The 12,612-nt window shown below is 38.2% G+C and carries 11 protein-coding genes; 5 read left to right on the top strand and 6 right to left on the bottom strand.

Features of this window, described 5'->3' with window-relative positions; all coding sequences use genetic code 11:
- The first annotated feature begins 158 nt into the window (after positions 1-158).
- Positions 159-317, top strand: a complete 159-nt coding sequence (locus GVY04_23725) for a hypothetical protein (GenBank protein NBD19026.1) — start codon at positions 159-161, stop codon at positions 315-317.
- A gap of 68 nt (positions 318-385) precedes the next feature.
- Here the strand turns inward: GVY04_23725 and GVY04_23720 are convergent, their stop codons facing one another.
- On the bottom strand, positions 386-613 hold the full coding sequence (locus tag GVY04_23720; protein ID NBD19025.1) for a hypothetical protein: 228 nt from the start codon (positions 611-613) through the stop codon (positions 386-388).
- Positions 594-872 (bottom strand): BrnT family toxin, encoded by a 279-nt coding sequence (locus tag GVY04_23715; GenBank protein ID NBD19024.1) that lies wholly within the window; start codon positions 870-872, stop codon positions 594-596. Before GVY04_23715 ends, GVY04_23720 begins: the two co-directional genes overlap by 20 nt.
- Positions 873-1,298: 426 nt before the next feature.
- Here GVY04_23715 and GVY04_23710 point away from each other — a divergent pair, with 426 nt between their 5' ends.
- From GVY04_23710 to GVY04_23695, 4 genes are all read left to right on the top strand, one after another.
- On the top strand, positions 1,299-2,147 hold the full coding sequence (locus tag GVY04_23710; GenBank protein NBD19023.1) for an Rpn family recombination-promoting nuclease/putative transposase: 849 nt from the start codon (positions 1,299-1,301) through the stop codon (positions 2,145-2,147).
- Between the two features lie 294 nt (positions 2,148-2,441).
- Complete coding sequence (locus GVY04_23705) at positions 2,442-2,693, top strand: DUF4351 domain-containing protein (GenBank protein ID NBD19022.1); 252 nt, start codon at positions 2,442-2,444, stop codon at positions 2,691-2,693.
- Between the two features lie 265 nt (positions 2,694-2,958).
- Entirely contained in the window at positions 2,959-3,369 is a 411-nt protein-coding gene (locus tag GVY04_23700) for a tetratricopeptide repeat protein (GenBank protein NBD19021.1), read from the top strand.
- Positions 3,362-6,208 carry a glycosyltransferase gene (locus GVY04_23695; protein ID NBD19020.1) on the top strand — a complete coding sequence of 949 codons (2,847 nt, stop codon included), beginning with the start codon at positions 3,362-3,364 and terminating at the stop codon, positions 6,206-6,208. The genes GVY04_23700 and GVY04_23695 overlap by 8 nt, the downstream gene beginning before the upstream one ends.
- Before the next feature lie 101 nt (positions 6,209-6,309).
- Here GVY04_23695 and GVY04_23690 read toward each other — a convergent pair whose 3' ends face one another.
- The 4 genes from GVY04_23690 to GVY04_23675 form a co-directional block, all read right to left on the bottom strand.
- Positions 6,310-9,327, bottom strand: a complete 3,018-nt coding sequence (locus GVY04_23690) for an O-linked N-acetylglucosamine transferase, SPINDLY family protein (protein NBD19019.1) — start codon at positions 9,325-9,327, stop codon at positions 6,310-6,312.
- Between the two features lie 136 nt (positions 9,328-9,463).
- The gene (locus tag GVY04_23685) at positions 9,464-10,252 is read right to left on the bottom strand and encodes a hypothetical protein (GenBank protein NBD19018.1); all 789 of its coding nucleotides are present in this window, start codon (positions 10,250-10,252) and stop codon (positions 9,464-9,466) included.
- On the bottom strand, positions 10,249-10,755 hold the full coding sequence (locus tag GVY04_23680; GenBank protein NBD19017.1) for a prepilin-type N-terminal cleavage/methylation domain-containing protein: 507 nt from the start codon (positions 10,753-10,755) through the stop codon (positions 10,249-10,251). The genes GVY04_23685 and GVY04_23680 overlap by 4 nt, the downstream gene beginning before the upstream one ends.
- 385 nt (positions 10,756-11,140) lie before the next feature.
- Complete coding sequence (locus GVY04_23675) at positions 11,141-11,698, bottom strand: prepilin-type N-terminal cleavage/methylation domain-containing protein (protein ID NBD19016.1); 558 nt, start codon at positions 11,696-11,698, stop codon at positions 11,141-11,143.
- Positions 11,699-12,612: the final 914 nt, after the last annotated feature.

Genomic DNA, 12,612 nt, shown 5'->3' with positions numbered 1-12,612 from the left:
TAAGGTAAATAATTCATGGCGGTTCCCCGAAATCTACTTGTCTTATGATAATTAAGAGATAGCAATCTGATCTGGTCTGTAAAATGATCCCCCCTAACCCCCCTTTTTTGAAGGGGGGAATTAACTGTAACAGGATTTTTCCCAGATAAGATAAGGTTTTGCTAGTTTGGCTAAGTGGGAAAGTTGGTTATAGCCCCGATAGCTTTGCTGGCGCCGGAGGCGCATCGCGCAGAGAAAACAAAAAGTGTAGCGCGATCGCGAAAATCTTCAAAAAATATGAAGGTCAAAGATTACGCCTTCCGTTTAGGAAGGCGTAATCTTTGACCGTTGGTCAGCAATGCACCATCGCTTTTTCTGCAAGCAATGCTGAAACTGGCAAATTGCTTCAGGCATTAGACTGATAGCGTTGAGCAACATTAATTAGCATTCTCAAGGCTTCATTAACCGCTTCTTCATTTGGGAAAGCGGAAGCGACATCAGGTGCTAACCGAACTAAGTTAGTTCCAGTGCCGTATCGCTCAACATATTTGCCTCTGACACCTCCTTCCATTTGAGCGAAGTCATATTCGGAGCGCAATTCATCTTCCATTTCGTTATTCTGTTCCTTGTTCATAAAACCTCCTTTCTTTTGGAGTTGCTTTTCGAGCACTGATAATTCTTATGTTTGTTCTGCGGTCTGTATGGGCAACAACTAAAACTTTTTCTAAACGGGACATCCCAATAATAATGTAGCGACTTTCTTCAATTGAATGATCCGGGTCAGGAAAAGTCAAGGAAAGTGGGTCATTAAAGATAGTTCCAGCTTCTGGAAACGAAACATTGTGCTTTTTTAAGTTAATCTTTGCTTTTTCTGCACTCCATTCAAACTCCATTTCTGCTTCTTCTCCCAACCACAGAGAACAAATTCCATAATCATTAATCCAGCCACGCGATCGCGCTCCTGTTCCTTTCTTAAAGAATAAACGATGAAAGCTATGCTTCCTTGCCAGAGGCAATCGCACAGGAAACACCATAACAAGTTTGATCATTTGGTGCTTGATCGAAATCCTTTCTCCATCACTTTCAGTCCTGGAATTTTTGATTCGCCACCCAAATCATGCTTCCCACAATAGGTAATCGCTAAGACGTGATTGCCTCTGGCAGTGATGCTTCGCATCAATCGCGTCTAGCAGCAGCTTTCGGGCGATGGCGCAAGCCGGCGTCGTAGGCACATCGCCCCGGTGAGAAATTAACACCAAAACTCTAGAGAGAATTAAAAACAAGCTAATCAGAAATGATAGAGTGAAAAACCAAAAACCTTGAAAACCGACAGCCTTTTTTATCGTTTATTCCAAAACTTTCCTTCTCTGTTGTTTGAACTGATTGATGTTTCTGTTACCAACAGTGAACAATACCAGTTTCGTTCGGTAGAAATTAAACAAACTGCCTTTCGCATCGATGGCTTATTTACACCACCTCAAGATGATGCAGAATCCCCCCTTTTCTTTGTGGAAGTGCAGTTTTCTGGTGAAAGGGAGTTTTACAGTCGTTTATTTGGAGAAATTTTTCTGTATCTCCGCCAGTATCAACCCTCTCAACGTTGGCGCAGTGTGGTCATTTATCCCACTCGAAGAGTGGATATTGGAGAAACTCAGCATTATACAGAATTGCTAGAAAGCTCTAGAGTTCAACGAGTTTATCTGGATGAGTTGGAAGACAATCCAGATAGTATTGGCATTTCTTTATTAAAGTTAGTGATTTTGCCGGAAGAGACGGCAGTGAATCAAGCTAGAGAATTAGTGACACAAGCGAAACAGGAAATTGAACAAGGAATGAGTCAAAGACAAATTCTGGAGTTGGTAGAAACTATCATAGTATATAAGTTGCCCCGTTTAAGTAGGGAGGAAATTCAGCAAATGTTGGGATTTAGCGATATTGATGTTAAACAAACTCGCTTTTATCAAGATGTTTATGGTGAAGGAAAACAAGAGGAAGCGGTTGCATTAGTAGTTCGTCAACTCAATCGCCGGTTTGGGGAATTGGATACGAATCTGATTGAGCAAATTCGAGGCTTAGATGTATCTCAGTTAGAGGAATTGGCAGAGGCATTATTAGAGTTTTCCAGTCAGGATGATTTGGAAGCTTGGTTACAACAATCAAATGTTTAGCAAGCGCAGTTGATGCTTCAATTCACTGTCAGAGGCGATCGCGCAGAGAACACTATGGCAAGTTCGATACATTTGCAACCAATTTCCATCGGTTTTGCATCACGCGATCGCGCTCCTGGTATAAAATTAATCCCAAGCGTAGTCATGAAATTTCCTATCCTCTGATGGTTATCGGCAACATCCTTTGTGCTCCCAATTACTTTAGGCGAATGATAGAGTTAAAGACTAAAAACCTTGAAAACCGACAGCCTTGTATATAAGTTGCCTCGTTTAACCAGGGAGGAGATTCAACAAATGTTGGGGTTTACTGATATTGATATCAAACAAACTCGCTTTTATCAAGATGTTTATGCTGAAGGCGAACAAGAAGGAAAACTAGAGTTAATCTTACGTCTCCTCAATCGCCGTTTTGGGGAATTAGATACAAATCTGATTAAGCAAATTCGAGGTTTAGATGTATCTCAGTTAGAGGAGTTAGCAGAGGCGTTATTAGAGTTTTCCAGTCAGGATGATTTGGAAGTTTGGTTACAACAGTCAAATATTTAGCCAGCACGATATGGCGCACCTATTTCTTTGTAAACAATAAATGATTGAATCTTTGATTCAGCCGCTGGAGGTGCATCACGCAGAGAAAGTAAAAAGTGTGGCGCGATCTCGAAAATCCTCAAAAAACATGAAAGCTCATCTCAAGAACAGCGATGGCTTCGAGGTCATCGCGCTTTCCAAATTCTCTCCCTAAACAGTGATCGATTTACCTTTTATTTAGGGCATGCTGAGGGTGGAACGAAGTCAAAAAATAGGATAGTTAACAATGTCGTCTCGCACGTCAATGTCTCCTTTTAAGCGGGTTGTCACTATTATTAGCGGGTTGGCTTTTCTCGGTTTTATGGGGTCTCAGATTCATGGAATGGTAGCGGAGGGGATGCGAACCAGCCAACAGCAAGAGCAACAAGCCCGTCAAGCCAATCAACAACAGCTTGAGCAGTTACAAATGCAAGAAAATGGCTATGAAATGGTTTTAGAGCGCGAACCGAATAACGAAAATGCTTTAGAAGGGTTGGTGCAAATTCGACTGAATATGAAGGATTACAAAGGTGCAATTCAGCCATTAGAAAAGTTAGTAGATTTAAATCCAGAACAAGGAAACTATAAACAACTTTTAGCTCAACTTCAGCAACAAATTAATTATACAGAGAACACTTCTACCAGTGATAATGAGTAATCAGTTTGATCAATCTACAATAGCTGAATGCCAAGCTAAATTTAATTTAACTTATCACGTTAGTTATGCTTACACTTGCCAAAACTTAGTAGGCTTTCAGGGAAAGGATGTTTTAGAAGTTGGTGGCAGTTTACCTGAAGAATTTGTTTTTGATTATTTGAATGTTAATTCATGGACTGGTCTAGAAACTCCAGAATATGAAATTGATCTGAAAGAAGCAGGTGGAATTACTCATCAGGGAACAGTAATTTCAGAAATAAATGATATTCAACAATATAAGTTTAGTTCATCAACTCTTTCGGGAAGATATAACTTTTTTTTAGAAAATATTGAGGATTTACCATCCCAATATTACGAAAAATATGATTTGGTGTTTTCTATTGCTGCTTTTGAACATATCCAAAAGTTTCCAGCCGCTTTAGAAAAGATGTACTTGGCTTTAAAGCCTGGGGGAAAGCTGTTTTCTATGTTTTCTCCTATTTGGTCAGCCCATGACGGTCATCACCTTCCAGAAATTACAGATAAACAAGGAAATAACTACAGTTTTGGTAACTCTCCAATTCCACCTTGGGGGCATTTAAGAATGAGTCCACCTACGATGTGTAAGCATCTTTATCAGTTTACCGATAAAGAAACAGCAGATCGAATGGTGTACTATATTTATAATTCTCCTTTTATTAATCGTTTCTTTACAGAAGACTATATCGAGTTTATTAACCAGAGTTCTTTTCAGGTCAGTCAATTAAACTTGACTTTTCAATCTCAGATCGATCCTCAAATTCAAAAAGAGTTAGAGGAAAGATATCAAGGTAAAAAAAATTTTACCAATAATGGTATATTAGCTGTACTTGAAAAACCATTGCTAGCAAAAAATAATAGGCAGTTATCGGTTAAAACATCTCAATATCAAAACAAGTTAGATATTAATAACTATCCATCATTCAATACCTTATTATTTTTACAAAATCCGCGTAACTTTTATCCGCAAATTATATTTTCACAAAATGAGATTTTTTGCAGTCCTGATTGTAAAACTAAAACTCAAGATGATGGAATTATAGAAAATATACAAATTCCTGTTGGCATATTTGATGTTGGTTATGTCAAACAACAATTACCTTCTTCACAACAACAACCAGAGTTAATAGTAGTTAAAGCAGATGCTGCCAGGCGGGTTCTTCCCGTTAATCTTGATCAGTTTAACTGTCCTAAATTACTAATTGTTGGCGATACCCATCATCTACGGAATCCTCTTCAAACTTTATTAAGTTACGCGAAGGAGGAAAAGTTTGATTTTGTAATGTCCCTATTTAATCCTTATCACCTACATTACTTCAAAGAAGTAGGATTTGATAAAGTGTTTTGGATACCTACATTCTATATTGATCCCTATCCTCAAGTTACTTCTGAAAATTACGAACATTTAATTAGTTTTGTGGGACAGGTAAGACAATTTCATCCTTATCGTCGATACATTTTAGATAAGGTTAAGGAGGCTGGATTTGTGCTTAATCAACAGAAAGCATTACGTCCAGAAGCTGCCAGAATTTATGCTAATTCTTTAATCAATTTAAATATTAGCCTTAATGGTGATCTCAACATGAGAGTGTTTGAGGTATTATCCAGTGGTGGTTTTTTACTCACTGATCGTCTCAGTAAACAAGCTAGACTTAATGCTGTATTAGAAGAGGGAAAACATTTTGTTGCTTATGAAGATGAAATAGACTTATTAAATAAAATTAGTTATTATTCTCAACATCCAGAGGAAGCCAGACAAATTGCAAAAGAAGGAGAAAAGGCTTTCTGGGAAAATTATCGCCCTGATTTAAATGTGAAGCGTATTCTTGATTATATGGATGGCAAAGAAATTGAGCCTTACTGCTATCCTGAATGGGATAAAAGAAGTATTTATGCAGTTAGTGAAAATACAGAAGAGTTTAACAGTCGAATTGCGATTTATGAGTATATTCAAGAGTGGCATCGCGTTGATCCAAAACTTCAGGGGTTGTTTTTTACAAAGGTTGATTATAGGGTTATTTGCGATTTAGTTGATTTACCCCGACTGGATATTTATCTATTACAAGATAATGAAGCCAAATTAACTGAAACTAAGCAAATTTTAACTCAATATGATGTACTTGAACAAGTTTGTTGGACAGATTCTCCAAAAGAACAATCATGGAATTTCATTGCTTTGACAATTCCTGAACTTTATCAAATCGGAATTGATCATTTACTCAACGATTTTGAATTTAAAGAGTTAGTGATTACTGATTATGCTGATAACATCTTTAAGTCTCAGTTATTAGAGCGTATTTTTGCCAACTATGGATTAGTGAAATGTTCTCAAAACCCACTGGTTTATAAATGGTCAATTCAGAAACAATTAAAACTGCGACCAGTTAACTTAATTATATTTCCCGGTTGGAATCAGCCAGAAGAGCAACTATTACTATTAGTTGATTTAGCTAGGGTAATGAAAGCCATTTCAAGTCATCCTGATGTTAGTCAGATTACTTTAGTCATTGATACGGACACTTTATCGGAAGAAGATGCGAACTTAGTTCTCTCTAGTGTTGCGATGAATTTGATGATGGAAGAGGAAATTGATCTTAGTGAACAAATGGAGATTGCTATTACAGCAAATTTAGATCAAAGAGACTGGAATCCTTTATTACGCCACGTTCAAGGTCGATTACAATTAAAAGCTGAAAATTTAGATAAAATTTCCCAGTTACAAGCTGACAAACTCCCCATCTATCAAGCACATTCTTTAGACCAATATCAGGTAATCAAATCTGAACAAGGAAGTTGGTCTTTTGTTCAATCCGAATCATGATTATCCCGTTTTAGAGAATTGGCACTACACACCAACCCTTTTCTTTTCCCCCCTTTCAAAGCCGGAGCTTTAGTGAGGAGGTTAGGGGGGATAAAATGGTATTACTTAGAGTTAACTTCGCTATATCCCAGTAAGGTAATCGCTTCTTGGTAAAACTCATTCTTCTCGATGGTTTCTAAGACTTCAGGTTCAATATGACGACGAGGTTGCGGTGTGATTTCTCCTTGACTAGCGGTTTCTCCTGTAATTTTCTTGTAAGTTTGCCACTTCTCCTTGTAGTTTGGATCAAAGGGAGTCTCTAACTTTTCACATAATGCCTGTAATTGAGTATCAGGATCATGAGTAAAATCTTCATAGCGAATAAAGCCGATTTCCGTGGCAATTTTGGCAAATTCGAGATAACCTTGTAAAAAGTTTTCGAGGCTTAATTTTCCTTGTAAAAGCTCTAAGCGACACAGGCTTAACCACTGATCAACAGGATGTCGAACAATAGCAGCTTGGATGTTATCAAAATGAGTTTTGAGAGTCTCGGCTAAATCTAAACGATAGGAAAGGTTGTTTGTCCAAGGAACGCCAAAGAAGTCTAAATGCGCCCAGTCTCGGATAATTAAATTGCAGTTATTCTCTTCGCTGCGCTGATGAATGCGAGAAATAGCATCCACAAAGGAAACAGGTTTACTGGTTGCCAATTCGTTGAAGTCTTTAGTTGTGAGGAGATCAAACCAGTCGTGGGCTTGTTGAAGCGGGTTAAACATATCCATTCCTCGCGGATGAATTTCACTCAGCAATAAGTTATTCTCCATCGTGGCGAGACATTTACTGATGATTGTTCCACCACAGCGCGGTAGGTTATGTAAGAGTCTTAACTTCGGTTTAGTCTGCTTCTCTTCTGGGGAAGTGGCTTCTTCAGCAACGGGATAGGTTTTCACTTGTTCCACATACTTCGCCCACATTTGCTGATAAGCGGTTTCCATATCAGTTACAAACTGTTCCACATCCCATAACGGTGCAGTTTTTCGCGATTGAAGCAGTTTCCAATGCACATCCCGCCGTAAGTTTTCATCGGTTCCTAACTTAACGCCCCACTCCACATATTCCTCATCTGTCCATGCGATTCCTTCTTCTACTCCGACATTTTTCAGGAAGGTATAGCTATTACGGGCGACATATTGTTCTCCTACTTTTGTCACTAAGGGAACCCCCATCCAGAGGGTTTCTAGGGTTGTGGTTGCGCCATTGTAAGGATAGGTATCTAATACCACATCAGCAATTGTTAAATTTGCCCGATGGGCTAACTCATTGGCATCTCGACTCAAAAAACGTAAACGATTCGGATCAACTCCTTCACCGTTGGCTATCTCAGTAAAAAACTCGCGAATAATCTCTTGATCTCCTAATCCCTTAATCAGAAAATAACTGTTGGGAACTTGCTTCAGAATCTGCATTTGTAAGCGTACTGTATCAGGATGACGCTTAGTTGCGGATTGAGCGCTAAAATATATCACTGCATCAGTAGGAATGTCTAAATCCTCTCGTTTTAGAGTGGGAATCCCTGCTTCAAAGCCTTTTACTGCTACATAGCTATGAGGTAAACGCCAAATTATCTCTTGATAATAATCCTGAGCATTTTCTGGTAAAACGTAAGGATCAGCGATATAGTAATCTACAGCAGGTAAACTGGAGGCATCCCATCCTAGCCATGTTATCTGAATCGGTGCTGGTTTAAGGGATAAAATGCGACAAGTTTCCGTTAAGGTAGCACTGTCCAAATCAACTAAAATATCAATCTCATCCTTAGCAATTTGTTCGGCGCTTTCATAAGTGTTTTGATCCAGCAACTTAAAATCATCTACTTGAGCAATTAATCCTTCCGTTAGCGCATCTGGACGGCGATTAACTAAATAAACAGTCGTCTGAAAATCCTCTTTCGTATGGTTTTTAATTAGCCATCGAGATAACCAACCCACAGAATGAAATCTTAAGGTATGACCCATATAACCGACTCTTAACCTTTTATTGGGTATCGGTTGACGAGATGGGAAAGAGAGATGTTTGTCTTGATTCGCTAAAAAGATTTTTTGAAAAATATTAATTACTTGATTTTGCAACAAACGATTTTGTCTCGGCTTATCTTCAACTTGGCTTAAATAAAAAGCCGCTAAAGGCAAGGTGACAGTATCATCATCAATGTATTGGTCATTAGAAATTTCTTGACTTGAATAATAATCACAGACTGCTTCTAATGTTTTTTTGTATTGTTTAGCGACTTGTGGAATATCTTTCCAGTTTCCTGAAGATAATAAAGCTCTCAAGAGGAAAAAGTTTGCATCGGTTGTTTCTAGTGGTGTTGTACTATTTTTAATTAACTTTTCTGCTGCGTCAATTGCGGGCTTGTGTTTACCCGCATCAGTTTGAATTTGAGATAAATATTGGTAAGTCGGTAAAAAGTCAGGTTGCAGTTTTTCCGATAATTGGAGTATTTCAATCGCTGATTTATATTTAGACTGTTTGTAAGCTACTTTTCCAGCAGCAACAACTACAGACTTAAGAAAGGTGGTTTTGTCTTCCACTGCTTGAAACGCAATATTCATTAAGCCTGCTTTGTTTTCTACAGGAAAATGAGCAAAAATATAAACTAGAATATCTCCAAGTAAAGTAGCATCAATCGCTTGATTTCGGTTAGCTTCTAATCTTTGCCAAAATTCCCATTGCTCCAGATATTCAATTGAAAAGGTCTTATTTTTAATTAAGTCTTTAATTAGGGATAAAGTATTATTGAGATTTTCAGGTTGAATTTCTTGTATATTCTCTTTAATTTCAGCGCTGGTTAAAAATGCTCCTTTAGTGAATTGTCGTTTTGCTTCTTTTTCTAAAACCCTAACTAAAATCTCTGTTCGTTCGTCGCTGGTTTCTTCTCCTGGGGCTTCAAACCAACCTGAAAGCCAAATTGCTTGGGCTTCTTCTGGTTCTTGTTTGAGTAAATAAGCTAATCCTAAATACCAATAAGGTAGGCTTCCTTCTTCCTCAGCGTTAATGGTTTGTTCACATAGCTTGAGAAGTTCATCGTACTGAGCTTTTTCTAAGCGTTCAACTGCTTGTTTTTCCCAATTTGATAACATTTTATTTTCTATCATAGTGAATCATCTGCACTCAATATTTGTTAGTTATTATGCCCCCTCACTCCCAATTTTGGGGGAATGTTGAAAGCATCTTTTTAGAGAATAATTCAAGCTAAGTAATTAGTCATTGATTTTGTTATTTTACTCTTACTTTTTGTATTCTGCCATTAGGCGTTTTTATGACTTCACCTCCGAGTTCTTCAATTGCCTTAATTGCTTCTTTTTGAACGGCTTCTTGTCCCGTTGTCATTAAGATAATTGTCCAAGCACCAATACGACCTTCTCTTGTATCAGGATTAGACTCTACAAATCGAAGCATTCTTCGAGCATAACGAGCGATTCCTTTGCTACTCGGTTCGTTGGACTGTTCCGCCCATTCTATCGCTTTTTGATAAGAAGATTTGGCGGCTGGAACGTCATTCAGATAAAGTAATTCGTCTGTTGCTTTGTAAACCCAAAGTTGATAACCCTTCTTGGAAGTTTCAGCAGAAAGATGTTCTAACGATTCACCGAGAAGTTCGACGGTTAGTTTGGGTTTGCCTGCAAATATCGTGTTAGGAGATGATAAGGTTGAATAGGCAGATTCAAAGCGCGGATCGTGTTCTATAATCGCTTGGAAATAACTGGGAATTAATTGGTATCCTGTGACTTTACGCGCATCTGTATCACCAAAATATTGGATAAATTGTAAGAAAAGCCAATCGGCAACTAAATTATTAAAGCCAAAACTTGGTAAATTATTAATAATACTTAAATTAGTCGCTTTTAATTGCTCTTGACGGAGGTATTCTTGATCAGTTTTCTTTTGTTGATTCTTACTAAGATTAGGATACTGCAAGCCAGTAATACCACTAGCACAGGCAAGAATCAAAACGACTGTGAATAACAATCTAGTCATTCCTCTAGCGATTAAAGACCCATTCATTGTATTCTTTGCCCTTGATCACAAGTTCCGATTGTTGTTGTAGAAGGTAGCGCATCATCCCCTGGTTCATTACTTTGACATAAAATAACCTCAAAACTTCCTGAATCGTAGATAATCCCCATTGCATAATCTCTTTTATTTTTATTGATGGGATTAATCGCATCTGCTTCATGAATGACTTGAGTCGCACTACCACTGGAATGGATGCTTGGTTGAGGATAATTATACTCTTGCCCATTAACAACGATGTCTAGTTTTTCTAACCTATCTGCAAAATTTCCTTTTTGAAAAAAGTATGCTTGTTGGGAAACTCCGATACTACTGAGAGTTTCTTTTGCCTCAACTTCGCGGGCTTTACCCACTTGATTTAATAAACTCGGTAGTGCTACGGATGATAGAACTCCCAAGATGATAATAACCACTAAGAGTTCAATTAAGGTAAAACCTTGATTAGTTGTTTTTATAACTAAGTTTCGATAGAGTTTAAGTTTAGTGCAATTCATCTAGTCTTTGCTCCTAAATTCAGTATTGGAATAATCCCAGATTATTTTTCTCTAACTTTGAAATATCCACCTATTTTTTATTCCAAGTAATCTAATATAAAAGATTCAATAGTTTGCTAACCCCTACCATTTCTGGCTTCTTTGATAACGAGGTAATATGAAATTGATAAAACTTTGCTACATAATGCCAACCCCCTAATCCCTAAGTTTGGAGGAACTTGATGAAATTTATTTGTAGTAACCATTAGAGTGTTTCATATAACTTATGGAAAGTTAAGAAGTGCTTAAAAAAATAAGCAGACATTACACACAATGCCTGCTTTAGTTCCTTAGTTATGCCTTGAATGCAATTAGCAAACGTAATTTCAACAAGTAACGAGTAACTCTAGTTAACTGCACTTGCACTATTAGCACAAGCCATAGCCGTACCTGTAGTAACTGCTTCGTTACTGACTTCACTATCAGTCATAGCGGTGTTAGCCGCTGCATCATCCATACGGCAGACTACAGTGGTAAAACTTCTTGCATCGGGGTCATAGTTAATGCCACCACCATAATCTCTGGTGTTATCAGTACCTCGGTCGGAGTTGAGCATGAGAAGCTGACCAGTGGTTTGAGCATCAGGCTCGTAGAATTCTAATTCCAGACCTACGCCTAAATCACTATTCAAGGCTGCCTGAGCAGCAGTACCTGTACCACCAACGGCTGCAAAGCTACCATCTTCTGTGAAAGCAGCCTGTTGACCACGGTTGAAAGAACCAACTGCGTTTTTTGCTTCCGATTCTCTGGCTTTACCCACCTGTCCGAGTAAGTTAGGGAGGGCAACCGCAGAGAGAACACCAATAATAATAATTACAACGAGCAGTTCAATTAAAGTGAAACCTTTATCTTTTTTATTTTTGTTGAGAGCGAACAGTAATTTAGATTTTAGGATTGAATTCATGATTTTAGTCTCCAATTAGTAGTGATTAAGATTAACTTTCTCAGTTCTATAAGTAATTTACCCAGCGCTGATCGGAAAGTGATCATCATGCCGAAAAAATTCGATCTTTTTTTATAATTCCCTCCAAATCTTGATTACAAGCTTTTAAACTTTGAGAATTTCTTTCTATCTTACCTGGCTAAATGTGATTGATATCAATAAACTATAAAATATAGATAGGATATTAAATGTAATGATGGCAATGAATCAGGTTCTTGACTTTGTATCTGATGATCGATATAGTTTGGTCTAAAAGCTAGATGTGATGGGAAAGGCGCGATCCCCTCTCTCAGCCAATTACGCAGGATCAAGCGACCCAAAAATTAAACCAACTCAACCAACAGCAGTCTTAGCTTAGGAGCGTAGAGACTGTCCTCATCGCGATCGCGCTCTGCTTTTTCATTGGTCAAAATCAGTTCATTGCCCCTAAAAGCGTTCTCACTCCTTCAGTTTCGCGATCAAGGCGTTCAGTAATGTCTTGAACACTCATCTGCTTCTGGCGGCGAATCAAAGAGCGCGATATCGCTATGCGACTTGCTTACGGCAATTGGGGTTTGGAGGACGGGAAAAAAAGGCGCGATATAATATAATAGGCTCAAAACGGTAGGCTATAGCGCTATGGATTCACGTTAGGACATCAGTTATGGTTTTAAAAACCTATACTGTCAGACGAACACCGAAACAAAATGTCCTAACCTCGTTGCGTACTGCTATAAAACTGAAGAAAAAATGGAAAAAATTGCTAAGTTACACATTCAATGACCCCCACCTACTTCGTGAGGTGGGGGAGTGGGGAGAGATCACCTTCCCGTAGCTGCGAATAGAGCCATGAGCGGTTAACGAGTAAACACTTCCAGATGTTTCTCTAGTTTGGA

It is taken from the genome of Cyanobacteria bacterium GSL.Bin1 (genome assembly GCA_009909085.1).
GTDB lineage: Bacteria > Cyanobacteriota > Cyanobacteriia > Cyanobacteriales > Rubidibacteraceae > Halothece.
Note: the sequence above shows the minus strand (reverse complement) of the source record. Positions and strands in the feature narration are given on the sequence as shown.

Coding starts and splice junctions, on each gene's coding strand:
- GVY04_23720 (NBD19025.1), bottom strand. CDS start 613: ATGAACAAGGAACAGAATAACGAAATGGAAGATGAATTGCGCTCCGAA.
- GVY04_23715 (NBD19024.1), bottom strand. CDS start 872: ATGGAGTTTGAATGGAGTGCAGAAAAAGCAAAGATTAACTTAAAAAAG.
- GVY04_23705 (NBD19022.1), top strand. CDS start 2,442: ATGTTGGGGTTTACTGATATTGATATCAAACAAACTCGCTTTTATCAA.
- GVY04_23700 (NBD19021.1), top strand. CDS start 2,959: ATGTCGTCTCGCACGTCAATGTCTCCTTTTAAGCGGGTTGTCACTATT.
- GVY04_23695 (NBD19020.1), top strand. CDS start 3,362: ATGAGTAATCAGTTTGATCAATCTACAATAGCTGAATGCCAAGCTAAA.
- GVY04_23690 (NBD19019.1), bottom strand. CDS start 9,327: ATGTTATCAAATTGGGAAAAACAAGCAGTTGAACGCTTAGAAAAAGCT.
- GVY04_23685 (NBD19018.1), bottom strand. CDS start 10,252: ATGAATGGGTCTTTAATCGCTAGAGGAATGACTAGATTGTTATTCACA.
- GVY04_23680 (NBD19017.1), bottom strand. CDS start 10,755: ATGAATTGCACTAAACTTAAACTCTATCGAAACTTAGTTATAAAAACA.
- GVY04_23675 (NBD19016.1), bottom strand. CDS start 11,698: ATGAATTCAATCCTAAAATCTAAATTACTGTTCGCTCTCAACAAAAAT.